The 20,770-nt window shown below is 70.5% G+C and carries 23 protein-coding genes and 1 tRNA gene; 9 read left to right on the top strand and 15 right to left on the bottom strand.

All coding sequences use genetic code 11. The features are described from left to right. The first annotated feature begins 5 nt into the window (after positions 1-5). Positions 6-185, top strand: a complete 180-nt coding sequence (locus tag ABD371_RS07045; protein WP_344473889.1) for a hypothetical protein — start codon at positions 6-8, stop codon at positions 183-185. A 71-nt stretch (positions 186-256) separates the two neighbouring features. Here ABD371_RS07045 and ABD371_RS07050 read toward each other — a convergent pair whose 3' ends face one another. Both ABD371_RS07050 and ABD371_RS07055 read right to left on the bottom strand, forming a co-directional pair. Continuing rightward, the gene (locus ABD371_RS07050) at positions 257-1,036 is read right to left on the bottom strand and encodes an SDR family NAD(P)-dependent oxidoreductase (RefSeq protein ID WP_344473892.1); all 780 of its coding nucleotides are present in this window, start codon (positions 1,034-1,036) and stop codon (positions 257-259) included. Positions 1,037-1,068: 32 nt separating this feature from the next. Further along, the gene (locus tag ABD371_RS07055) at positions 1,069-1,593 is read right to left on the bottom strand and encodes a COG4315 family predicted lipoprotein (RefSeq protein WP_344473894.1); all 525 of its coding nucleotides are present in this window, start codon (positions 1,591-1,593) and stop codon (positions 1,069-1,071) included. A gap of 170 nt (positions 1,594-1,763) precedes the next feature. Between ABD371_RS07055 and ABD371_RS07060 the strand changes: the two genes are divergently transcribed. Further along, positions 1,764-2,744 carry a CHRD domain-containing protein gene (locus ABD371_RS07060; RefSeq protein WP_344473896.1) on the top strand — a complete coding sequence of 327 codons (981 nt, stop codon included), beginning with the start codon at positions 1,764-1,766 and terminating at the stop codon, positions 2,742-2,744. 67 nt (positions 2,745-2,811) lie between these two features. Here the strand turns inward: ABD371_RS07060 and ABD371_RS07065 are convergent, their stop codons facing one another. From ABD371_RS07065 to ABD371_RS07080, 4 genes are all read right to left on the bottom strand, one after another. Beyond that, positions 2,812-4,140: a DUF445 domain-containing protein gene (locus tag ABD371_RS07065; RefSeq protein WP_344473898.1), complete on the bottom strand. Its 1,329-nt coding sequence runs from the start codon at positions 4,138-4,140 to the stop codon at positions 2,812-2,814. 152 nt (positions 4,141-4,292) lie between these two features. After that, positions 4,293-5,312, bottom strand: coding sequence for an ABC transporter ATP-binding protein (locus tag ABD371_RS07070; protein WP_344473900.1), 1,020 nt, complete (start codon positions 5,310-5,312; stop codon positions 4,293-4,295). 8 nt (positions 5,313-5,320) lie between these two features. Then, positions 5,321-6,181 carry an ABC transporter permease gene (locus tag ABD371_RS07075; RefSeq protein ID WP_344473902.1) on the bottom strand — a complete coding sequence of 287 codons (861 nt, stop codon included), beginning with the start codon at positions 6,179-6,181 and terminating at the stop codon, positions 5,321-5,323. Next, positions 6,174-6,974 carry an ABC transporter permease gene (locus ABD371_RS07080; RefSeq protein ID WP_344473905.1) on the bottom strand — a complete coding sequence of 267 codons (801 nt, stop codon included), beginning with the start codon at positions 6,972-6,974 and terminating at the stop codon, positions 6,174-6,176. The genes ABD371_RS07075 and ABD371_RS07080 overlap by 8 nt, the downstream gene beginning before the upstream one ends. Positions 6,975-7,106: 132 nt before the next feature. Here ABD371_RS07080 and ABD371_RS07085 point away from each other — a divergent pair, with 132 nt between their 5' ends. Continuing rightward, entirely contained in the window at positions 7,107-9,563 is a 2,457-nt protein-coding gene (locus ABD371_RS07085) for a transglycosylase domain-containing protein (protein ID WP_344473908.1), read from the top strand. Between the two features lie 34 nt (positions 9,564-9,597). On the opposite strand, the gene ABD371_RS07090 is transcribed toward ABD371_RS07085, so the two are convergent. Continuing rightward, entirely contained in the window at positions 9,598-9,954 is a 357-nt protein-coding gene (locus tag ABD371_RS07090; RefSeq protein WP_190125753.1) for a GroES family chaperonin, read from the bottom strand. Positions 9,955-10,009: 55 nt separating this feature from the next. Next, positions 10,010-10,330: a DUF3618 domain-containing protein gene (locus tag ABD371_RS07095; protein WP_344473910.1), complete on the bottom strand. Its 321-nt coding sequence runs from the start codon at positions 10,328-10,330 to the stop codon at positions 10,010-10,012. A 160-nt stretch (positions 10,331-10,490) separates the two neighbouring features. Between ABD371_RS07095 and bcp the strand changes: the two genes are divergently transcribed. The 4 genes from bcp (at position 10,491) to ABD371_RS07115 (ending at position 12,566) form a co-directional block, all read left to right on the top strand. After that, complete coding sequence (bcp, locus tag ABD371_RS07100; protein ID WP_344473911.1) at positions 10,491-10,958, top strand: thioredoxin-dependent thiol peroxidase; 468 nt, start codon at positions 10,491-10,493, stop codon at positions 10,956-10,958. Between the two features lie 138 nt (positions 10,959-11,096). Then, the gene (locus tag ABD371_RS07105) at positions 11,097-11,780 is read left to right on the top strand and encodes an HNH endonuclease signature motif containing protein (protein WP_344473913.1); all 684 of its coding nucleotides are present in this window, start codon (positions 11,097-11,099) and stop codon (positions 11,778-11,780) included. Next, complete coding sequence (locus ABD371_RS07110; protein ID WP_344473915.1) at positions 11,777-12,427, top strand: HNH endonuclease; 651 nt, start codon at positions 11,777-11,779, stop codon at positions 12,425-12,427. The genes ABD371_RS07105 and ABD371_RS07110 overlap by 4 nt, the downstream gene beginning before the upstream one ends. Positions 12,428-12,482: 55 nt before the next feature. Continuing rightward, a tRNA-Leu gene (locus ABD371_RS07115) sits at positions 12,483-12,566 on the top strand. A gap of 55 nt (positions 12,567-12,621) precedes the next feature. Here the strand turns inward: ABD371_RS07115 and rdgB are convergent. The 4 genes from rdgB to ABD371_RS07135 form a co-directional block, all read right to left on the bottom strand. Continuing rightward, positions 12,622-13,224 carry an RdgB/HAM1 family non-canonical purine NTP pyrophosphatase gene (gene rdgB / locus ABD371_RS07120; RefSeq protein ID WP_344473917.1) on the bottom strand — a complete coding sequence of 201 codons (603 nt, stop codon included), beginning with the start codon at positions 13,222-13,224 and terminating at the stop codon, positions 12,622-12,624. A 58-nt stretch (positions 13,225-13,282) separates the two neighbouring features. Next, on the bottom strand, positions 13,283-13,666 hold the full coding sequence (locus ABD371_RS07125; protein ID WP_344473919.1) for a hypothetical protein: 384 nt from the start codon (positions 13,664-13,666) through the stop codon (positions 13,283-13,285). A 157-nt stretch (positions 13,667-13,823) separates the two neighbouring features. Further along, positions 13,824-14,567 (bottom strand): ribonuclease PH, encoded by a 744-nt coding sequence (rph, locus tag ABD371_RS07130; RefSeq protein ID WP_190125747.1) that lies wholly within the window; start codon positions 14,565-14,567, stop codon positions 13,824-13,826. A 159-nt stretch (positions 14,568-14,726) separates the two neighbouring features. Continuing rightward, on the bottom strand, positions 14,727-14,960 hold the full coding sequence (locus ABD371_RS07135; protein WP_344473922.1) for a PTS sugar transporter subunit IIB: 234 nt from the start codon (positions 14,958-14,960) through the stop codon (positions 14,727-14,729). 248 nt (positions 14,961-15,208) lie between these two features. Here ABD371_RS07135 and ABD371_RS07140 point away from each other — a divergent pair, with 248 nt between their 5' ends. Together ABD371_RS07140 and ABD371_RS07145 are read left to right on the top strand one after the other, a co-directional pair. After that, entirely contained in the window at positions 15,209-16,504 is a 1,296-nt protein-coding gene (locus ABD371_RS07140; RefSeq protein WP_344473924.1) for a PTS transporter subunit EIIC, read from the top strand. Positions 16,505-16,811: 307 nt separating this feature from the next. Continuing rightward, positions 16,812-18,077 carry a PTS transporter subunit EIIC gene (locus ABD371_RS07145; protein WP_190125744.1) on the top strand — a complete coding sequence of 422 codons (1,266 nt, stop codon included), beginning with the start codon at positions 16,812-16,814 and terminating at the stop codon, positions 18,075-18,077. A 95-nt stretch (positions 18,078-18,172) separates the two neighbouring features. On the opposite strand, the gene ABD371_RS07150 is transcribed toward ABD371_RS07145, so the two are convergent. From ABD371_RS07150 to ABD371_RS07160, 3 genes are all read right to left on the bottom strand, one after another. Continuing rightward, entirely contained in the window at positions 18,173-18,925 is a 753-nt protein-coding gene (locus ABD371_RS07150; RefSeq protein WP_344473927.1) for an MBL fold metallo-hydrolase, read from the bottom strand. Positions 18,926-19,488: 563 nt separating this feature from the next. Continuing rightward, entirely contained in the window at positions 19,489-20,439 is a 951-nt protein-coding gene (locus ABD371_RS07155; RefSeq protein ID WP_344473929.1) for a PLP-dependent cysteine synthase family protein, read from the bottom strand. Beyond that, positions 20,439-20,717, bottom strand: a complete 279-nt coding sequence (locus ABD371_RS07160; protein ID WP_344473931.1) for a MoaD/ThiS family protein — start codon at positions 20,715-20,717, stop codon at positions 20,439-20,441. Before ABD371_RS07160 ends, ABD371_RS07155 begins: the two co-directional genes overlap by 1 nt. Positions 20,718-20,770 lie beyond the last annotated feature (53 nt).

The raw sequence follows: 20,770 nt of genomic DNA on the forward strand, positions 1-20,770 counted from the left end.
TGCGCGTGACCCCGAAGAAGATGGTCGAGTACAGCTTCTCGGTTCCGGAGAACAGCTGGACGTCGTTCTCCGTCAACCACACGGCCGGAGGCACGACTTACCGCATCGAGTCGGAGAGCGGGCGCTGCGACGTGGCGACGCGTCGCTACGACGAGACGGTCGAGGGCGAGGAAGAGAGCGTGTAGGCACCCGCCGGGGGGCTTCCGGGCCGTGGCGGCGGAACGGAGGCCCACCCGGGTGGAGCGCTGTCGATCGGTCAGTGGACCGAGAAGCCGCCGTCGACGAAGAGGGATTGGCCGGTGACGTAGGCGGAGGCGGGGGAAGCGAGGAAGACGGCGGCGGAGGCGAAGTCCTGGGGGAGGCCGTTGCGGCCGGTGAGGGTGCGGGCGGCGAGGGCGGCGACTTGGGTGGGGTTGGCGGAGAGGTGGGCGTTGAGGGGGGTGGGGACGAAGCCGGGGACGAGGGTGTTGGCGGTGACGCCGTGGGGGGACCAGGCCTCGGCCTGGGAGCGGGCGAGGGATTCGAGGGCGCCCTTGGAGACGCCGTAGGCGCCGCTGTGGACGAAGGCGCGGTGGGCCTGCTGGGAGGTAATGTGGATGATCCGGCCGTAGCCGCGGGCGGCCATGGCGGGGCCGAAGCGCCGGCCGAGGAGGAAGGGGGCGTCGAGGTTCACCGCCATGGTGGTGTCCCAGACGTCGTCGCTCAGCTCGCTCATCGGCGGCCGGAGGTTGATGCCGGCGGAGTTGACGAGGATGTCGGGCTCGCCGAAGATCTGGGCGGCTTCCTCGGCGGCGGTGCGCACCGAGGCGCGGACGGAGAGGTCGGCGGTGACGCGGGCGGCGCGGCAGCCGGCGGCGGTGAGTTCGGTGACGGTGAAGTCGAGGGCCGCCTCGCCGCGGGCGAGGACCACGACGCTCGCGCCCGCGCGGGCGAGGGCCTCGGCGATGGCGCGGCCGATGCCGGAGCTGCCGCCGGTCACCAGGGCGACGCGGCCTTCCAGGGAGAACAGCTCGGAGAGGTATGTCTGTGCGGCCATGCCCCAGCCTAACCAGGGCGAACGCGGGGACTTCAGGCAGGTTCGCGGACGAGCTTCCCGTCCGGCGCGACGGCGAACCAGACGCCGTCCAGGCCCTGGCCGTTCACCTCGCCGGCGGTGGCGTCGCCGACGTAGTAGTAGAGGGGCCAGTCGCCGTAGACGGCCTGTTCGGCTCCTTCGGCGAGCTTGGTGTCCGTCAGGAGGGCGGGCCGGACGCCGGGGCCGGGTTCGAGGCCCCGGGTGGCGGTGAGGGCGGGCCAGACGGCGACGCAGTCGGCGTCGCAGGCGCTGTCGCCTGCCTTGTCCTTGCCCTTGGCCTTGTCCTTGGTGAATCCGTAGAGCGTGCGGCCGGCGCCGTCGACGAGGATCCTGCCGAACGGTGAGTCGGCGACCTTGACGGAGGCGGCCAGGTCCGGGGCGGGGGCCGGGGCGGTCGCCGTGGACGGGGTGGTCTCGGGGGGGTCGTCCCGGCTGGTGCAGGAGGTGAGGGCCAGCAGGGTCGCCGGGGCGAGGGCGAGCAGGGCGGCGGCGAACGCGGTGAATCGGCTTCTGGGCACGGGTGTCCCCCCGGTCGGCTGGGCGATGCGGTTGCCAGGGAGAACGACTCCAAATCGCCTGTGGTTCAGCGAAGTCGGGGAAAATTCCCGGGTGAACCGTACGGCCCCGTCGGCACGTGCGTCCCCACGACCGGCTCGAACGGGCCGGCCTCATGAGAGGACCCGGAACCATGCAGAAGCGATTCCTTTCCGTGGCGGCGAGCGCCGTACTCCTCGGAGCGGCGGGCGTGGCCCCCGCCGCCGCGCACGACGGCGGCAGCCATGGGAACCACGGCATACACGGGACCGGCGGCATCGGGAACGGCCGGGTGGGGGCCCAGGACCACCACGCCGTCAGCACCCCCGCCCCGGCCGGCCCCGCCGCCGCGTACACCGCCAGGCTCTCCGGGGACCAGGAGGTGCCCGTACCCGGCGGGCCCGCCGTCGACGACCCCGACGGCAGCGCGACCGCGCTGATCACCGTGAAGGGCGACCGCGTCACCTTCGCGCTGCGCTGGAAGGGCCTGGTGCCCAGCCTCGGCCACATCCACCAGGGCGCGGCCGGCGAGAACGGCGCGCTCAAGGTCTCCCTCTTCGGCAGCGCCATGCCCGACAGCGTGGACGCGGCGGCCGGGCGCACCACGGTGACCGACGCGGGGCTGGCCGAGCGGATCCGTACCGACCCCGCCGGGTTCTACGTCAATCTGCACAGCGCCGAATTCCCCGGCGGCGCGGTCCGGGGGCAGCTCAAGCCGGTGAAGGGCCCCGTCAACCCGCTCGGCGTCATCCGCGGCGGCCCGCTGCGCGCGTTCTCCGACGGCGAGCAGGAGGTCCCGAAGAGCGACACGTCCAAGGTCGGCGACCCCGACGGGCACGCGGTCACCTTCCTCAGGCCCCGCGGCACCACCGTCGACTACTCGCTGGCCTGGCTCAATGTCCAGAGCCCGTCCCTCGGCCACATCCACCGGGGCGAGTTCGGCAAGAACGGCGAGGTCGTCTTCAACTTCTTCGACCGGCCCGTCCCCGACGGCGTCTTCGCGGTCTCCGGCGAGCTGACCGGCCAGTCGCGCGACGCCGTCAAGCGGGTCCGCGAGGCCCCCGGGAACTACTACTCCAACATCCACACCCCGGAGTTCCCCGACGGAGCCGTACGCGGCCAGCTCTTCCGCTGACGCCGACGCCGGACGCCGACGGCGATCACCGGCGGCCGACCCGCGACAGCGGGTCGGCCGAGGCCGGTCAGCCGCCCAGCCCGTGCGCCACCGTATAGATCAGCAGCCCCGCCAGCGCGCCGACGACCGTGCCGTTGATCCGGATGAACTGGAGATCGCGGCCGATGTGCGCCTCGATCTTCCGCGAGGTGTGCTCGGCGTCCCAGCTCGCCACCGTCTCGGAGATCAGCGAGGTGATCTCACCCCGGTAGGTGGTCACCACATAGACCGCCGCGTCCTCGACCCAGCCGTCCACCTTGGACTGGAGCCGCTCATCGGTGGCCAGCCGCGCGCCCAGCGAGAGCAGCGAGGCACGGGCCCGCAGCCGCAGCTCGCTCCGGTCGTCCTCGGCCGCCGAAATGATCATGGTGCGTACGGAGGACCACGCCGAGGCGATCACATCCTGCACCTCCGTACGGGAGACGAGATCCGATTTCAGCCGTTCCACCCTCGCCCGGGTCTCGGTGTCCGACTGAAGGTCGGAGGCGAAGTCGCGCAGGAACCGGTCGATCGCCCCGCGCGCCGGATGCTCCGGCGCGTCCCGCATCTCGGTGACGTAACGCAGCAGCTCCCGGTAGACCCGGTCCCCCACCTTCCGGTCGACGAACCGCGGCGTCCAGCCGGGCGCGCCGCCCTCGACCGTGTCCATCACCAGAGCCTCGTGGGCGACCAGCCAGTCATGGGCGCGGGCGGCGATCAGATCCACGGCACGGCGGTGCGCCCCGTCGCCGACGACCTTCTCCAGCGTCTTGCCGACCGTCGGCGCGATCTCGGCGCTGTTCGCGCGCCGGGTGATCGCCTCGCCCACCACCGCCTGGACGTCGGAGTCCCGCAGCACGGTGAGCGCGCCGCGCAGCGCGGTGGACAGCTCGGACGTGACCCGGTCGGCGTGGTCGGGCTCGGAGAGCCAGTCGCCCAGCCGACGGCCGACGCCGACCGAGCGCAGCCGGGCGCGGACCACGTCCTCGGAGAGGAAGTTCTCCCCGACGAAGGAGCCGAGGGAGGCCCCGAGCTGGTCCTTCTTGTTCGGGATGATCGCGGTGTGCGGGATCGGAACGCCCAGCGGGTGCCGGAAGAGCGCGGTCACCGCGAACCAGTCGGCGAGCGCGCCGACCATGCCCGCCTCGGCCGCCGCCGCCACATAGCCGGCCCAGGGGCCCGCTCCGGCGCTCTTGGCCCAGGTCGCGAGGGCGAAGACCACCGCGACGAAGACCAGCAGCCCGGTCGCGAACAGTTTCATCCGCCGGACGCCGCGCTGCTTCTCGGCGTCCGCCTCGGTGTACGCGAAAGAGGGGAGCCCCGTCCGGCGTCCCCCGCCGCCGCCCTCGCCCGGTTCTTTCCCTGCTGTGCGATTCATCCACTCCACCTGTCCGCGCGCACCCCGTGCGCATTGTCCCTGCCTCAGGTACTCCCAGCGTGCACGTGGAGTTCCCGGGCGGGTACGGCGGGGCTGGGGGGACCACCGCGCGACCGGGCCGTACGGGGATCCACAGGGGATCCACGGGATCCTCAGCCGCCGGACACCGGTACCGGGTCGGGGTCGGGGTCAGGTTCCGGGTCCGGGGCGGGCCGTTCCGCGTACATCTTCGCGATCACCGTCTCGATCTCCGGCTCCCGCACCGACAGATCCGCGACCGGATACCGCTCCGCCAGCGCGGCCACCAGCGGCGCGGCCGACTGCGAGGCCGGGAAGGCCAGCCACTGGCGCGGCCCCTCGACCCGTACCGTACGGGCCAGCTCCGTCACCATCGGCGGCAGCTCGCGCTCCAGGTCCACCACCAGCGTCCGCTCACTCCCGCCCGCCGCGTGGAGCCCGTCCAGCGAACCCTCGTACATCAGCCGCCCGTGGTCGATGACCATCACCCGGCCGCAGAGCTGCTCGATATCGGTCAGATCGTGCGTGGTGAGCAGCACCGTCGTCCCGCTCTCCGTGTTCAGCCGCCGCAGAAACCCCCGTACCTTCGCCTTCGAGATCACATCCAGCCCGATCGTCGGCTCATCCAGATAGAGCACCTCCGGATCGTGCAGCAGCGCCGCCGCGATGTCGCCGCGCATCCGCTGGCCGAGGGAGAGCTGGCGTACGGGAACGTCCAGCAGCTCCGCCAGATCGAGCAGCTCGACGCACCGGTCGAGGTTCTCCCGGAAGCGGCGGTCCGGGATCCGGTACATCCGGTGGGCGAGCCGGTACGAGTCCTTCAGCGGCAGATCCCACCAGAGCGTGGTGCGCTGCCCGAACACCACCCCGATCCGGCGCGCCAGCCGGGTGCGCTCGCGCGCCGGGTCGATGCCCGCGACCCGCACCCGGCCGCCGCTGGGGGTGAGGATTCCGGTGAGCATCTTGATGGTGGTGGACTTCCCCGCGCCGTTGGGCCCGATGTAGCCGACCATCTCGCCGCGCGCCACCCGGAAGCTGATCCCGTCCACCGCGCGCACCTCGCGCTTCTCCCGGCGCAGCAGGCCGGCCCGGCGGCGCACGGTGAAGACCTTCTCCACGCCGTCCACTTCGATCATGTCGGCCATGTCAGCCATGTCGGTACTCAACTTCCCGTACTCCGGTAGGAACGAAGCCCCGCCCGCCAGGCCAGTGCCGCCGCCCAGCAGCAGACGGCGGCGACCAGGGGCGGCGCGAAGGCGAGCTGCTGCGGCAGGTCGAGCGGATAGGGCCGCCCCAGCACATACAGCGCGGGCAGCCAGTTGACGAAGGCCAGCGGCACGATGAAGGTGACCCCGCGCACCAGATCCTCGGCGAAGACCGTCGGCGGGTACTGCAACAGCGTGCTGCCGCCGTAGGTGAAGGACGACTGGACCTCCGCCGCGTCCTGCGCCCAGAACTGGAAGGCGGCCCCCGCCACGAACACCGCCGCGAAGATCGCCGAGCCGCTGAGCACCATCATCGGCACCATCAGCGCCTTGAGCGGGGTCCAGTCGACATCCACCGTGATCAGTCCGTACGTCAGAACCAGCAGGCCCTGGGTGATCCGGCCCAGCCGGCGCAGCGCGAACCGGTCGGCCGCGAACTGGGCCAGCACCGGGGCGGGGCGCACGAGCAGGGCGTCCAGCGTGCCGTCGCGCACCCGGCGGCCGAGCCGGTCCACCGAGCCCATGGTGAGATCGGTCAGTCCGAAGGCGGTGCCGACCGCGCCGTAGAGAAAGGCGATCTCGCCGAGGCTGTAGCCGCCCAGCGCGTCCACGTGCGAGAACATCAGCAGGATCGCGATGAAGTCGAGAGCGGTCACCGTGAAACCGGCGAGGGTCGTCATCAGGAAGGACGCGCGGTACGTCATCGTGGAGCGGACCCACATCGCGACGATCAGGCCGTAGACGCGCAGCCCGTTCCGCAGGGCCCGTACGGCGGACTCCGGGCCCTCTTCCAGCTGGTCGGACAGAGGCTCAGCCACCCTGGACCACCACCCTGCGCGTCGCCGCGCTCTGGAGCAGCCGCCCCGCCGTGAGCAGCGCCACCGCCCACCCCGCCTGGAAGGCGAACGCCCCCGCCAGCCCCCACCCGGTGCTCTTGCCCAGCAGCACATCCGCCGGCACCTGGAGCAGCGCCGACCAGGGCAGCGCGCGGGCCACCTCGCCCAGCGCCCCGGGGAAGATATTGAGCGGCAGCATCATCCCCGAGAAGAACAGCCCCGCCAGCCAGCTGATCTGCATCACCCCCGCGCCGTCCAGCAGCCAGAACGCCGACAGCGCCACCACGAAGCGGATCGCGAAGCTCACCAGCACCCCGAGCGCCACCGACACCAGGAACGCCGCCCAGGTCAGCACGGACCCCGGCAGCGCCAGCTCGAAGGCGAGCGCCCCGAAGGCCATCGGGGCCACCCCCCGGCCCAGCAGATGGAAGGCCGCCCGGCCCAGATCGCCCGCCAGCCAGTAGAGCTGAAGGTCGACGGGCCGGTAGAGGTCGACGGCGATGTCGCCGGTACGGACCCGCTCGACCAGCTCGTCCTCGAAGCCGCCGCCCATCATGGCGCACGCCATCAGCAGCGCCTGGCCGAGCCAGACATAGGTGAGCGCCTCGGACACGTCGTAGCCGCCGAGCCGGGGACGCTCGTCCCAGAGGGCGATATAGGTGTACGCCATGATGAAACCGAAGACGGTGTTGGTGAAGATCCCCGCCGCCGTCGCCACCCGGTAGGTCGCGAAGCGCCGGAATCCCCCGGCCGCCACCACGCCGTACAGCCGCACCCGTCCGCCCTCCCGCCCGCCGATGCCAAAGGGACAGACCCTAGTGCGGCCGGGTGGAAGCCCGCGAAGTATTTATGCGGGAAAGCAGGGAGGATACAGGGGATATTCCCGGTAAAAGTGCACTATGGGCGCATGAGTGAGGAGCCGTCACAGCAACCGGGCCGGCCGACCAGGGACGCGACCGCCCCCGCGACCGCACCGGAGCCGGAGCCCGGACGCGGGTCCGGGTCGAGGTCCGGGCCGGGGTCCGGACGCCGGCGGCCCCGCCGCACCGGATGGCGACGGCTCGTCCCCACCTGGCGGACCGCACTCGGCGCGCTGCTCTTCCTCGCACTGCTGCTGATCGGCGGATTCGCCGCCGGATACGCCCTCGTCCACATCCCGCCCGCCAACGCCACCGCCACCGCCCAGTCCAATGTCTACCTCTACGAGGACGGCTCCCAGATCGCCCGCGACGGCGAGGTCAACCGCGAGAACGTCCCCCTGGCGGACGTACCCCTCACCGTCCAGCGCGCCGTACTCGCCGCCGAGGACCGGGACTTCTACTCCGAACGGGCGGTCGACCCCCAGGCCATGGTCCGCGCCGCCTGGAACACCCTCACCGGCAAGGGCAAACAGTCCGGCTCCACCATCACCCAGCAGTACGTCAAGAACTACTACCTGGGCCAGGAACAGACCCTCTCGCGGAAATGGAAGGAATTCTTCATCTCGGTCAAACTCAGCCGCGAACAGAGCAAGAGCGAGATCCTCCAGGGCTACCTCAACACCAGCTACTTCGGCCGCAACGCCTACGGAGTCCAGGCCGCCGCCCAGGCCTACTACGGCAAGGACATCGAGGACATCGACACCGCCGAGGGCGCCTACCTCGCCTCCCTGCTCAACGCCCCCAGCGCCTTCGACACCAGCCTCCACCCCGAGAACCGGGGAGCCGCCGTCGCCCGCTGGAACTACACCCTCGACGGCATGGTCAAGGAGAAATGGCTGGACCCCGCCGAACGAGCCGTCCTCACCTTCCCCGAACCGCTGCGCGCCAGACCCGCCGGCGGGCTCTCCGGCCAGCGCGGCTATGTGGTCCAGGCCGTCGAGGACTATCTGACCGGCCACCGCATCCTCGACGAGAACACCCTCGCGGCGGGCGGCTACCGGATCACCACCACCCTGGAGCGCGCCAAGCAGAACGCCTTCGTCCGCGCCGTGGAGGACCAGGTCACCTCCCGGCTCGACCCGGACCGCAAGGCCGACCGCAACGTCCGGGTCGGCGGAGCCTCCATCGACCCGGCCACCGGCCGGATCCTCGCCATGTACGGCGGCGTCGACTACACCCGGCAGTACGTCAACAACGCCACCCGCCGCGACTACCAGGTCGGCTCCACCTTCAAGCCCTTCGTCCTCGCCGCCGCGTTCGAGAACCGCTCCCGCACCCAGGACGGCAGACTGATCACCCCCGACACGATCTACGACGGCACCGACCGGCGCACCGTCCAGGGCTGGAGCGGACGGCCCTACTCCCCCGAGAACGAGGACGGCCGCTCCTACGGCCCGATCACCGTCACCGAGGCCACCGACAAGTCCGTGAACTCGGTGTACGCCCAGATGGCGATGGACGTGGGACCCGACCGGGTCAAACGGACCGCGATCGCCCTCGGCCTCCCCGCGAGCACCCCCGACCTCACCCCCTCGCCCTCCATCGCGCTGGGCCCCGCCACCGCGAGCGTCCTGGACATGGCGGAGGCGTACGCGACCCTCGCCAACCACGGCAGACACGGCACGTACACGATCGTCGCCAAGATCACCAAGGACGGCCAGGCGGTGCCCCTGCCCGGACGGAGAAGCAAACAGGTCATCGACCGGGAGGCCGCCGACACCACCACCGCCGTCCTCCAGAGCGTCGTGGACGGCGGCACCGGTACGGCCGCGCTGTCGGCAGGCCGGCCCGCGGCGGGCAAGACGGGCACGGCCGAGGAGGACCGGGCGGCCTGGTTCGCCGGCTACACCCCCGAGCTGGCGACCGTGGTCGCCGTCATGGGGCAGGACCCGGACACCGGCGCGCAGAAACCGCTCTACGGGGCGCTCGGGCTGCCCAGGGTCAACGGCGGCGGCGCGCCCGCACGGATCTGGGGGCAGTTCACCGGCATGGCGCTGGAGGGCGAAGAGATCGTGGAGTTCCGGCTGTGGCTCGGGCCGAACGCCCGCGACGAGCCCCGGACCTCCCCGCCGCCGAGCCCGACCGGGGCCGCCTCACCACCCTGGCCCGGCCGACCGAGCCCCGCCCCGAGCCCGCCGCCCACCGCCCCGCCGCCCGGCCCGACCACCGTGGGCAGCCCCCGGCCGGTGGACGACCAGGCGGCCACGGCGGGCGACGACAGCGGGGCGGACGGGGACGGCGGATTCGGTACGGAACCGGGCGGCGACCTCTCGATCGGCGGCCTGCCCGACGGCGGGATCGGCGGCATCGGGGTCGGCGCGGGGGCCGGGAGCGTGGGCGGGGTCGGCGGCGGAGTCGGCGGGGTCGGCGGGGTCGGCGCCGGGCCGGAGGGCCCCGCCGGGCCACTGGGCGCGCCGGTCACGCCGCAGGCCACCGGACCGTGAGGGTCAGGCCGGTCACCACCCGGTCACCCGGCCCTCAGAGATAGAGGCCCGTGGAGTCCTCGGAGCCCTGGAAACGGTCGGCCGCCACCGCGTGCAGATCGCGCTCCCGCATCAGGACGTACGCCACCCCCCGCACCTCGACCTCGGCCCGGTCCTCGGGGTCGTACAGCACCCGGTCCCCCGGCTCCACGCTCCGCACGCTCTGCCCCACGGCCACGACCTCGGCCCAGGCGAGCCGCCGGCCCACCGCCGCCGTCGCCGGGATCACGATGCCGCCGCTGGAACGCCGCTCGCCCTCGGGAATGTCGGTCCGCACCAGCACACGGTCATGCAGCATCCGGATCGGAAGCTTGTCGTGCTGGGTGCTCTGCTCATGGCTGTTGGCGCTCACGACTCGAACTTACCCGCCTTCGGGCGTTCCGTCGGCGCGCGGGGGCAACCAGTGCTCAGGCCTTGTTCTTGCGGGAGGAGGAGGCGAGCAGGCCCACCAGCCCCACCACCAGCAGAGCCACCGGGATCACCCGCTCCAGACGGGGCACCCCGTCCTCCGAGACAAACCGGGAGCGGACACCCGTCACCGTACGATTCACCGCCGCGCAGGCCCGGCCCGCCGTGCGGTCCACCGTCCCCGCGACCTTCGCCTTCGCGTCGCCGATGACGGTCGAAGGGTGCACCCGCACCCCGATCTCATCGAGCGTCTCGGCAAGCTGCTCGCGCCGGCGGACAATGTCCGCCTCGATCTGCGCAGGGGTCCTCGCGTCCGACACCGCGCCGCCTCCGTGGTCGTGATCCGGTACTTCCTCACCGCCAGTCTGTCAGCTCGACCGCGCACGCACCCCACGGCACCCCTATTACGCTCGGCGGGGTACACCCGCACGGCTTGACTTGCGCCGGCGCGAACCGGCCCCGGCCCCCACGAGGAGAACCATGAGCGAGCGACTCCAGCCCGGCGACACCGCCCCCGCGTTCACCCTGCCCGACGCGGACGGCAAAGAGGTGTCCCTCGCCTCCCACCAGGGCCGGAAGGTCATCGTCTACTTCTACCCCGCCGCCCTCACCCCCGGCTGCACCAAGCAGGCCTGCGACTTCACCGACAACCTCCAGCTCCTCGCCGACGCCGGGTACGACGTCATCGGCGTCTCCCCCGACAAGCCCGAGAAGCTCGCCAAGTTCCGCGAGCAGGAGAGCCTCAAGGTGACCCTGGTCGGCGACCCCTCCAAGGAGGTCCTGGCCGCGTACGGCGCCTTCGGCGAGAAGAAGCTCTACGGCAAGACCGTCACCGGAGTGATCCGCTCCACCATCGTCGTCGACGAGCACGGCAAGGTCGAGCGCGCCTTCTACAACGTCAAGGCCACCGGTCACGTCGCCAAGATCATCAAGGACCTGGCCATCTGACCCGGCCCGATTGATCCGAACGGCCCGTCCCGCCCTTGAAGCGGGACGGGCCGTTCCGCATTTCGGACGTAACCGTCCGGATGGCGGATCGTTGGTCCGTTCGGGTCGCGAACGCGCGACCGGGACGGAGAAACGATCGTGAGCCCAAGCCCGTACACCCGGGAACGGCTGACCGAGGCAGCCGCATCATCTCGAACACTCTCCGAGGCGGTGACAGCCCTCGGGGCGGACCCCAAGAGCGGGGCCCGGCGGTACATAGCCGAGCGGATGAGAAGGCTGGGGATACCCACCGGCCACTTTGAACGCGAGGGGACCCGCTGGACGAGGGAGATCCTCGAACCGGTGGTGGCGGAGTCGGCGAATGTGTGCGAGGTGCTGCGTCGACTGGGGGTCGAGGTGGTTGGCGGGCACCACACCCACATCAGCCGCCGGATCAAGGCGTACGGGATCGACACCTCACACTTCACCCCCTCACCTCGCTCGGAGCGAACGAAGGACAACCGGCGTCGACTCTCGGCGGAGGAAATCCTGGTGCGGGACCTCTCGGACCACCCCCGGCGCAGGCCGAGCCAACTGCTCAAGAGGGCACTGCTCGACCTCGGGGCCAGTGACCAGTGCGCGCTCTGCGGAATCGAACCCATCTGGCAGGGAAGTCCGCTCCCCCTGGAAATCGACCACATCGACGGAGACTGGCGTGACAATCGGCAGGAGAATCTGAGGATTCTCTGCCCCAACTGCCATTCGACAACGGACACTTACCGTGGGCGCAATAAGGCCAGGACACCGCGCCGGGCCGAAATCGACACGGGCGAGCAGCCATGAGCCAAGTTCGTAGGTACACACGCGAACTGCTGAGCGAGGCTGCCCAGAGCTGCCGGAGCATGGACGAGGTCATCGCCTTCCTCGGGACGACACCGTACGGACAGCTCAGCCGATACCTTCGTCGGCGATTCACCCACTACGGCATCAATGTCTCCCATTTCGCGCCGAGCGGCAGACGCCCTCGCCCTTCGCCCACCGAGCTGCGGCAGGCCGTGGCCGAATCGATCTCTCTCGCAGCTGTCCTGCGGCGACTGCCCCTGGCGGACAGCGGTCGCAGCCGTGCACTGCTGAGACAGTGGATCACCGAGGATGCCATCGACACCTCACACTTTCTGGGCCAGGCGCACCAGCGGGGCAAGCCCGGCCGGAAGCAAGCCCGGCCAGCGGCGGACGTCCTGGTGAAACGCGAAATGCCGAACCGCGTCCAGGCTGTGGTGCTGCGCCGGGCGCTGCGTGAGATCGGCACACCCGAGCAGTGCGCCGGGTGCGGCACGGGGCCCGCCTGGCACGGGAAACCCATGACCCTTGAAGTCGATCACGTCAACGGCGACTGGACGGACAACCGCCCCGAGAACCTCAGACTGCTCTGCCCCAACTGCCACGCCATAACCAGCACCTGGTGCCGGGGAGGCAGCCGCCGCACATAACAGCGGCATCCACAACGCCACACCAGCCGCTTGCCGCTACGATGGCAAGCGGCTGGCGGCCGTTGCTGAATGGTATAAGCGGAGGTTTTAGGTGCCTCTGGGCGTTTCGTCCATGTGGGTTCGAATCCCATCGGCCGCACCGCCTCAAGGGCACCCCGCAGGGGTGCCCTTCGGCATACCCACGTGCGTGCGGCTCAGCCCAGCAGCTCCCGGATCACCGGCACCAGCTCCCTGAACGCCTTCCCGCGGTGGCTGATCGCGTTCTTCTCGTCCGGGGTCAGTTCCGCGGCGGTGCGGGTGTGGCCGTCGGGCTGGAGGATGGGGTCGTAGCCGAAGCCGTTGGTGCCGGCGGGGGTGGGGCGGAGAGTGCCGGGCATGCGGCCTTCGACGACGCGTTCGGTGCCGTCGGGGAGGGCGAGGGCGGCGGCGCAGAAGAAGTGGGCGGCGCGGTGTTCGGGGGCGATGTCGGAGAGCTGGGCGAGGAGGAGGGCGAGGTTGGCGGCGTCGTCGCCGTGGGTGCCGGCCCAGCGGGCGGAGAAGATGCCGGGGGCGCCGCCGAGGACGTCGACGCAGAGGCCGGAGTCGTCGGCGATGGCGGGGAGTCCGGTGGCCCGGGCGAGGGCGTGTGCCTTGAGCAGGGCGTTCTCGGCGAAGGTGACGCCGGTTTCCTTGACGTCGGGGATCTCGGGGTAGGCGTCCGTGCCGACGAGGTCGTACGGGAGGTCCGCCGCGGCGAGGATGGCCCTGAGTTCGGTGATCTTCCCGGCGTTGCGGGTGGCGAGGACGATACGGGTCATGCCCCGATTATCCGGGCCCGCGGATCAGGCGCTGTCCGGGGCCCGGATTCGGGTGGTGTCAGGGGCTGCAGACCTTGGTCATCTCGGCGGCGGCGTCGGTCACCGGGGTGATGTCGGGGGTGACGTCGCCGCCCTCGATGGACTTGCGGACGTTGTCGACGGCGGCGCCGAGGTCGTCGCCCGCCTTCTTCACATCGGCGTTGTCCGTCTTGTCGCCGAGCTCCTTGAGCTCCTTGTCGATGGAGTCGAGGGCCTCACGCGCCTTGGTGGGGTCCTCGGCGGCGCTGCCGACGGCCTCGGTGAGCTGGCCGACGCTGGTGGTAACGGCCTTGGCGGTGTCGACGCAGTCGAGGGCCTTGTCGATGGCGCTGCAGCCGACGGTGATCGGCACGATCAGAGCGGCGGTGGCGAGCGTAAGAGCGAAACGGCGGCGCGCGGCCATGGAACTGGTCCCTCCCGGATGTGGACGTGCGCACGGTTCGGCCCGTGCGCACATGCCACTGACGACGCCCCTGGGGGCGGTTTTGGTTGCTTCTTTACCTGACCCGGCTTTACCCGGGTGGTCTTTCCTGCTCGTCGGCGGTGCCGGCGGGCGCCGGTTATCCGGCGGCGGCCTCGGTGCGGGCGAGGGCGTCGCGCTGGATGGCGGTCAGATCGGCGCAGCCGCCGGCGGCGAGGTCGAGGAGGGCGTTGAGTTCGGCGCGGTCGAAGGGCTCGGCCTCGGCGGTGCCCTGGACCTCGACGAAGCGGCCGTCGCCGGTGCAGACGACGTTCATGTCGGTGTCGGCGCGGACGTCTTCCTCGTAGCAGAGGTCGAGGAGGGGGGCGCCGTCGACGATGCCGACGGAGACGGCGGCGACGGTGCCGGTGAGGGGCTGTCGGCCGGCGCGTACGAGCTTGCGGTTCTGGGCCCAGGTGACGGCGTCGGCGAGGGCGACGTAGGCGCCGGTGATGGCGGCGGTGCGGGTGCCGCCGTCGGCCTGGAGGACGTCGCAGTCGAGGACGATGGTGTTCTCGCCGAGGGCCTTGTAGTCGATCACGGCGCGGAGTGAGCGGCCGATGAGGCGGCTGATCTCGTGGGTGCGGCCGCCGATCTTGCCGCGTACGGATTCGCGGTCGCCGCGGCTGTTGGTGGCGCGGGGGAGCATCGAGTACTCGGCGGTGACCCATCCTTCGCCGCTGCCCTTGCGCCAGCGCGGCACGCCTTCGGTGACGGAGGCGGTGCAGAAGACTTTGGTGTCGCCGAAGGAGATGAGGACGGAGCCCTCGGCGTGCTTGCTCCATCCGCGCTGGATGGTGACGGGGCGGAGCTGTTCGGGGGTGCGGCCGTCGATTCGAGACATGGCGTTGAGCCTATCGGCTGCGCGGAAGGGCCCGGCTCCATGGAGCCGGGCCCTCGCCGGGCGGCTGTCGCGGGCCGGCCTGCGGGCGGCGCGGTCAGTCCGCGCGGCCCGTGGGACCTGCGTGGTCTTCGCGGCCGGGGTGGCCGGGGTGGCCGGTCGTCACATCATGTCTTCGATCTCGGCGGCGATGGGGTCGGCGTCGGTGCCGATGACGACCTGGATCGCGGTGCCCATCTTGACGACTCCGTGTGCGCCCGCGGCCTTGAGCGCGGCTTCGTCGACGAGGTCCGGGTTGGAGACTTCGGTGCGGAGTCGGGTGATGCAGCCCTCGATCTCCTCGATGTTGTCGACTCCGCCGAGCCCGGCGACGATCTTCTCTGCCTTGCTGGCCATGGTTCTCTCCCTGCGTTTCAAGCGGCGCCCGCATCGGGCGCTCGGCGCTCGTCGGCCCACCAGCGGTCCGCTTTTGTCACGGTAACGCACGGTTGGCCCATCTTCACGGGCGGGTAACCGTCATCTACCGAATGATGACGATCACCGGCGTTCCCGCCTCGGCCGCGGTCGGGGCCCGGCGATGCATGGCAACTGGTCTACACCAGTTTGGGACGCCCGCCAAACCTGGTCAGTCCGGGAGGACGCCGATGAGTTCAGGGAGTGCCGTCGCGGCACAGCCGTCCGCATGGAACAAACTGTTCCAGGGCTTGCAGAAGATGGGGCGAAGCCTTCAGCTCCCCATTGCCGTACTGCCCGCCGCGGGCATCCTCAACCGGCTGGGGCAGCCCGATGTCTTCGGCCAGGACGGCCTGGGCTGGAACGATGTCGCCAAGGTCATGGCCGGCGCGGGCGGTGCGCTGCTCGACGCGAACATCGGACTGCCGCTGCTGTTCTGCGTCGGTGTGGCGATCGGCATGGCGAAGAAGGCCGACGGCTCGACCGCGCTGGCGGCGGTCACCGGCTTCCTCGTCTACTACAACGTGCTGCTCCAGTTCCCCAAGGACTGCGAGGTCGGCGGCCAGGTGGTGGTCACGGGCTGCCAGGGGACGGACGGCTCGGTCGTTCCCTTCACGTATCAGAACCCCGGGGTCTTCGGCGGCATCGTGATGGGTCTGCTGGCGGCGTACTTCTGGCAGCGCTACCACCGCACCAAGCTGGTCGACTGGCTGGGATTCTTCAACGGGCGGCGGCTGGTGCCGATCATCATGGCGTTCGTCGCGATCGCCTTCGCCGCGCTGTGTCTGTGGATCTGGCCGCCGATCGGCTCCGCCCTGGAGAGTTTCAGCGACTGGCTGGTCAGCCTGGGCGCGTGGGGTTCGGGCATCTTCGGCGTCACCAACCGGGCGCTGCTGGTGATCGGGTTGCATCAGTTCCTCAATGTGCCGATCTGGTTCCAGCTGGGCAGTTACACCAAGCCGGACGGCACGGTGGTGCACGGCGACATCTCGATGTTCCTGGCCGGGGACCCGAACGCCGGGCAGTTCACCACCGGCTTCTTCCCGATCATGATGTTCGCGCTGCCCGCCGCCTGTCTCGCGATCACCCACTGCGCGCATCCGCATCGCCGCAAGGAGATCGGCGGGCTGATGCTGTCGGTCGGCCTGACCTCCTTTGTGACGGGCATCACCGAGCCGATCGAGTACTCCTTCCTCTTCGTGGCCCCGGCGCTCTACGCGGTCCACGCGGTGCTCACCGGTGTGTCGATGGCGGTGAGCTGGGCACTGGGGGTCAAGGACGGATTCAGCTTCTCGGCCGGACTGATCGACTATGTGATCAATTGGAGTCTCGCCACCAAGCCCTGGCTGATCATTCCGATCGGGCTCGGCTTCGCGGTCGTGTATTACGCGATCTTCCGGTTCGCGATCACCAAATTCGATCTTCCGGTGCCCGGGCGGGAGCCCGAGGAGATCGAGAAGGAGATCGAGCGGGACAACGTCAAATAGGGCCCTGCCCAAGGGCTTTGAAAGGCCGAAGGGGTTCACCGGATCCGCGCGAGGGACCGGTGGGCCCCTTCCGTTGTGCGCGGCTCCGCTTCCCGCGGTGAAAGCACGCAGGTCGAGTGCCGTTCAATTCCACAGGATCGTTGTCTAATCGGCCGCTATTCGCAGGTTCCTTATCTAAGTTTCACGTGCTACAAAGGTCTACACCACTCAGTGGTTTAGACCACGCGGCGGCGTGCCGCGTCCCCCTGAGACGCCGCCTCTTCTGCTTTTCTCCCCCGGCGGCGCCTTGGCCCCCTGGAGGATTGTGATGACCACGGCTGGCGCCGCCCCCGCGGCCGAGAAGAAGAAGGGCGCGGGCGTGATGGCTGTCATGCAGCGCATCGGCCGCAGCCTGATGCTGCCGGTGGCGGTGCTGCCCGCCGCCGCGCTCCTCGTCCGGCTCGGCAATGACGACATGCTCGGACGGGAGTCCTTCCCGGCCTTCGTCACCAAGTTCGCCGGATACATGCACGCGGGCGGCAACGCGCTGCTCGACAACATGCCGCTGCTCTTCGCCGTCGGCATCGCGATCGGCTTCGCGAAGAAGTCGGACGGCTCGACCGCGCTCGCCGCCGTCACCGGATACCTGGTCTTCAAGAACGTCCTCGCCACCTTCACCGACAAGAACCTGGCGCAGGTCGGCAAGGTCGTCGACGGCAAGATAGTGATGCAGGACGCCCCCGTGGACGCCAAGGTCCTCGGCGGTGTGGTCATGGGCCTCGTGGTCGCCCTGCTCTACCAGCGCTTCTACCGCACCAAGCTGCCCGACTGGGCCGGCTTCTTCGGCGGCCGCCGGCTCGTCCCGATCCTCTCCGCCTTCGCCGGTCTCTTCATCGGCATAGCCTTTGGCTTCATCTGGCCCGTCCTCGGCACCGGTCTGCACAACTTCGGCGAGTGGCTCGTCGGCTCCGGCGCGGTCGGCGCGGGAATCTTCGGCATGGCCAACCGCGCGCTGATCCCGGTCGGCATGCACCACCTGCTGAACTCCTTCCCCTGGCTCCAGGCCGGTTCGTACGAGGGCAAGAGCGGCGACATCGCCCGCTTCCTCGCCGGCGACCCGACCGCCGGACAGTTCATGACCGGCTTCTTCCCGATCATGATGTTCGCGCTGCCGGCCGCCTGTCTCGCGATCGTGCACTGCGCCCGGCCCGAGCGCCGCAAGATCGTCGGCGGCATGATGCTCTCGCTCGCCCTGACCTCCTTCGTCACCGGCGTGACCGAGCCCATCGAGTTCACCTTCATGTTCATCGCGCCGGTGCTCTACGCCGTCCACGCGGTGCTCACCGGGGTGTCGCTGGCGCTGACCTGGGCCCTCGGCATGAAGGACGGCTTCGGCTTCTCCGCCGGAGCGGTGGACTTCGTGCTGAACCTCGGGATCGCGTCCAACCCGTGGGGGCTGGCGCTCGTGGGGCTGTGCTTCGCGGCCGTGTACTACGTGGTGTTCCGGTTCGCGATCACCAAATTCAATCTGCCGACGCCCGGGCGCGAGTCCGACGAGGAGTTGGCCGAGCTGCTCAAGGCCGAGGGGAAGTAGACACCCGCGCCTGAACGGCCCCGGTCCTGGTTCAGGACCGGGGCCGTTCAGGCGTTCAGGCGTTCAGGCGTTCAGGCGTTCAGGCGTTCAGGCGTTCAGACCGTGTACGTCACTCCGGTGGCCGCCAGCTCGGCCGGGCCGCCGTAGACCGCCCGGGCGTCCGCCAGATTGCGCTGCCCGTCCGTCCACGGCGGCACATGCGTCAGCAGCAGCCGCCCCGCCCCCGCGCGCTCGGCGTGCGCGCCCGCCTCTCGGCCATTGAGGTGAAGACCCGGGACGGTCTCCTTCCCGTGGGTGAAGGACGCCTCGCAGAGAAAGAGATCCGCGCCGTCCGCCAGCTCGTGCAGCGCCTCGCAGACCCCCGTGTCCCCCGAGTACGTCAGCGTCCGGCCGCCGTGCTCCAGCCGGATGCCGTACGCCTCCACCGGGTGGGCCACCCGCTCCGTACGGACCGAGAACGGGCCGATCTCGAAGCTGCCCGGCTTCAGGGTGTGGAAGTCGAAGACCTCGCTCATCGAGGAGGGGGACGGGGTGTCCGCGTACGCGGTGGTGAGGCGCTGCTCGGTGCCCTCGGGGCCGTAGACCGGGATCGCGTCGCATCGGCCGCCGTCGTGGCGGTAGTAGCGGGCGACGAAGTACCCGCACATGTCGATGCAGTGATCGGCGTGGAGGTGGCTGAGGAAAATGGCATCGAGGTCGTAGAGACCGATGTGACGCTGCAGCTCGCCGAGGGCGCCATTGCCCATGTCGAGGAGCAGCCGGAAGCCGTCGGCCTCTACGAGGTAGCTCGAACAGGCCGATTCCGCGGACGGGAACGACCCCGAGCAGCCGACGACGGTGAGCTTCATGAAGCTTGGACCTCCGTGGACGGGGAGGAGGGCTGGGGGTGGGTCTGGGCGTGCGGTCCGTTGAGCGTAAAGCGCAAAACGAGGTGCCGCTCCTCCGGGGTGGGGCGTTGTGGGCGAACTCACCTGCGCTGTCACCGATTCGGAGGGCGCGCGAAGGGGGTGCGCCCGCGGCGGGGCCCGGGGGCGGTGCGGGCCGGTGCCTGGGGTCCGTGGCCGGGGGCCGGTGCCTGGGGTACGGGCTCGGGTCCGGTGCCTGGGGTACGGGTCCGCTCCGGGCTCGGGTCCGGGACTGCTTTCCTCACCGCGCTCCGCGCGAGCTGCGCCGCTTTACGTCCCGGCCCCGATCCCTGCGCGTCCCCTCCACGTCAGAGCCATCCCCGCCGCGCTGGGCAAGAGCCTCAAAATCAAGCCCCGCTGGGGTCCCTCCCAGGCGAAGCTCTGGGGGAGTTTGAGGACGGACCCCGTGCCCCAGGGGCCCTCACTGGGGCAGGGGCGTCAATCAGGCTGCCCGACGCGAAGCTCCCTGGGCCCGGGGGCAGGGCCAGGGCCAGGGCCCCGAAGGGTCAGGCCCAGAGCTGGCCCTGGAGGAGGGCGATGGCGGCTTCGGTGGTGGGGGCGGTGTAGACACCGGTGGAGAGGTACTTCCAGCCGCCGTCGGCGACGACGAAGACGATGTCGGCGGACTCCCCCGCCGCCAGCGCCTTGCGGCCGACCCCGATCGCGGCGTGCAGCGCGGCCCCGGTGGAGACCCCGGCGAAGATCCCCTCCTGTTGGAGGAGCTCCCGGGTGCGGGCGACCGCGTCGGCGGAGCCGACGGAGAAGCGGGTGGTGAGGACGGAGGCGTCGTAGAGCTCGGGGACGAAGCCCTCGTCGAGGTTGCGGAGCCCGTACACGAGGTCGTCGTAGCGGGGCTCGGCGGCGACGATGCGGACGCCGGGGACGTGTTCGCGGAGGTAGCGGCCCACGCCCATCAGGGTGCCGGTGGTGCCGAGGCCGGCGACGAAGTGGGTGATGGAGGGGAGGTCGGTGAGGATCTCCGGGCCGGTGGTGGTGTAGTGCGCGCCCGCGTTGTCGGGGTTGCCGTACTGGTAGAGCATCACCCAGGAGGGGTTCTCGGCGGCGAGTTCCTTGGCGACGCGTACGGCGGTGTTGGAGCCGCCGGCCGCCGGGGAGGGGATGATCTCCGCGCCCCACATGGCCAGCAGCTGCCTGCGCTCCTCGCTGGTGTTCTCCGGCATCACGCAGACGATGTTGTAGCCCTTGAGCTTGGCCGCCATCGCCAGCGAGATGCCGGTGTTGCCGGAAGTCGGCTCCAGGATGGTGCAGCCGGGGGTGAGGCGGCCGTCCTTCTCCGCCTGTTCCACCATGTGGAGGGCGGGGCGGTCCTTGATGGAGCCGGTCGGGTTGCGGTCCTCCAGCTTGGCCCAGATGCGGACGTCGTCCGAGGGGGAGAGCCGGGGGAGGCGGACCAGCGGGGTGTTGCCGACCGCGGCGAGCGGGGAGTCGTAACGCATCAGTACATGCCGCCGGCGACCGCCGGGAGGATGGTGACGACGTCGCCGTCGGAGAGCTTGGTGGTGATGCCGTCCAGGAAGCGGACGTCCTCGTCGTTGAGGTAGACGTTGATGAAGCGGCGGAGCTGGCCCTCTTCCACGATGCGGACCTGGATGCCGCTGTGGCGGGTCTCCAGGTCGGTGAAGAGGTCGGCGAGGGTGTCGCCGCTGCCGGGGACGGACTTCGCGCCGTCGGTGTAGGTGCGCAGGATGGTCGGGATGCGGACGTCGATGGCCATGGCGTGGGGCTCCAGTCGTCAGAACGGTAGGGCGAGAGCGGAAGAGCTGGGGA

The organism is Streptomyces amakusaensis (assembly GCF_039532665.1).
In the GTDB taxonomy this organism is placed as follows: Bacteria; Actinomycetota; Actinomycetes; order Streptomycetales; family Streptomycetaceae; genus Streptomyces; species Streptomyces amakusaensis.

Bases quoted from the DNA above. Each gene is read 5' to 3' on its own strand.
- ABD371_RS07050 (WP_344473892.1), bottom strand. From the start codon at position 1,036: ATGGCCGCACAGACATACCTCTCCGAGCTGTTCTCCCTGGAAGGCCGC.
- ABD371_RS07060 (WP_344473896.1), top strand. From the start codon at position 1,764: ATGCAGAAGCGATTCCTTTCCGTGGCGGCGAGCGCCGTACTCCTCGGA.
- ABD371_RS07065 (WP_344473898.1), bottom strand. From the start codon at position 4,140: ATGAATCGCACAGCAGGGAAAGAACCGGGCGAGGGCGGCGGCGGGGGA.
- ABD371_RS07070 (WP_344473900.1), bottom strand. From the start codon at position 5,312: ATGGCTGACATGGCCGACATGATCGAAGTGGACGGCGTGGAGAAGGTC.
- ABD371_RS07085 (WP_344473908.1), top strand. From the start codon at position 7,107: ATGAGTGAGGAGCCGTCACAGCAACCGGGCCGGCCGACCAGGGACGCG.
- bcp (WP_344473911.1), top strand. From the start codon at position 10,491: ATGAGCGAGCGACTCCAGCCCGGCGACACCGCCCCCGCGTTCACCCTG.
- ABD371_RS07110 (WP_344473915.1), top strand. From the start codon at position 11,777: ATGAGCCAAGTTCGTAGGTACACACGCGAACTGCTGAGCGAGGCTGCC.
- rdgB (WP_344473917.1), bottom strand. From the start codon at position 13,224: ATGACCCGTATCGTCCTCGCCACCCGCAACGCCGGGAAGATCACCGAA.
- ABD371_RS07125 (WP_344473919.1), bottom strand. From the start codon at position 13,666: ATGGCCGCGCGCCGCCGTTTCGCTCTTACGCTCGCCACCGCCGCTCTG.
- rph (WP_190125747.1), bottom strand. From the start codon at position 14,567: ATGTCTCGAATCGACGGCCGCACCCCCGAACAGCTCCGCCCCGTCACC.
- ABD371_RS07135 (WP_344473922.1), bottom strand. From the start codon at position 14,960: ATGGCCAGCAAGGCAGAGAAGATCGTCGCCGGGCTCGGCGGAGTCGAC.
- ABD371_RS07140 (WP_344473924.1), top strand. From the start codon at position 15,209: ATGAGTTCAGGGAGTGCCGTCGCGGCACAGCCGTCCGCATGGAACAAA.
- ABD371_RS07145 (WP_190125744.1), top strand. From the start codon at position 16,812: ATGACCACGGCTGGCGCCGCCCCCGCGGCCGAGAAGAAGAAGGGCGCG.
- ABD371_RS07150 (WP_344473927.1), bottom strand. From the start codon at position 18,925: ATGAAGCTCACCGTCGTCGGCTGCTCGGGGTCGTTCCCGTCCGCGGAA.
- ABD371_RS07155 (WP_344473929.1), bottom strand. From the start codon at position 20,439: ATGCGTTACGACTCCCCGCTCGCCGCGGTCGGCAACACCCCGCTGGTC.
- ABD371_RS07160 (WP_344473931.1), bottom strand. From the start codon at position 20,717: ATGGCCATCGACGTCCGCATCCCGACCATCCTGCGCACCTACACCGAC.